1 protein-coding gene is annotated in these 880 nt (G+C 47.8%); it reads right to left on the reverse strand.

Annotation, left to right across the window (positions count from 1 at the left end):
- On the reverse strand, positions 1-880 hold an 880-nt coding region (locus D8802_RS10205; protein ID WP_185758236.1), incomplete at both ends, for a hypothetical protein.

The following is an 880-nucleotide window of genomic DNA, read 5'->3' on the forward strand; positions in this document are numbered from 1 at the left end:
CGCAAGCAACAGTGCATCAACATGCAACAGTGCATCAACATCTGACTCAGCAAGCAAGTCTGCTTCAGAATCAGCAAGCACAAGCGCAAGCAACAGCATCTCTGCTTCAATCAGCGCATCAGAATCAGTTAGCGCAAGCGCAAGCAACAGTGCATCAACATCTGACTCAGCAAGCACAAGCGCAAGCAACAGTGCTTCAGCATCAACAAGCGCATCTGTATCAGATTCAACAAGCTTGAGCAACAGCATCTCTGCTTCAATCAGTGCATCTGAATCAGCAAGCACAAGCGCAAGCAACAGTGCCTCAGCATCAACCAGCGCATCAGAATCAGCAAGCACAAGCGTAAGCAACAGCGAGTCAGCATCACGTAGTGCCTCAGCATCAACAAGCGCATCTGTATCAGATTCAACAAGCTTGAGCAACAGCATCTCTGCTTCAATCAGTGCTTCTAACTCAGCAAGCACAAGCGTAAGCAACAGTGCATCAACATCTGACTCAGCAAGCAAGTCTGCCTCAGAATCAGCAAGCACAAGTGCAAGCAATAGTGCATCAGCGTCAACAAGCGCATCTGTATCAGATTCAACAAGCTTGAGCAACAGCATCTCTGCTTCAATCAGTGCATCTGAATCAGCAAGCACAAGTGCTTCAACATCTGACTCAGCAAGCAAGTCTGCATCAGAATCAGTAAGCACAAGCGTAAGCAACAGTGAATCAGCTTCACGTAGTGCCTCAGCTTCAGCGTCAACAAGCTTGAGCAACAGCATCTCAGCTTCAATCAGTGCTTCTAACTCAGCAAGCACAAGCGCAAGCAACAGTGCATCAACATCTGACTCAGCAAGCAAGTCTGCATCAGAATCAGCAAGCACAAGCGTAAGCAAC

It is taken from the genome of Streptococcus oralis, assembly GCF_003943395.1.
Taxonomy (GTDB): domain Bacteria; phylum Bacillota; class Bacilli; order Lactobacillales; family Streptococcaceae; genus Streptococcus; species Streptococcus oralis_BF.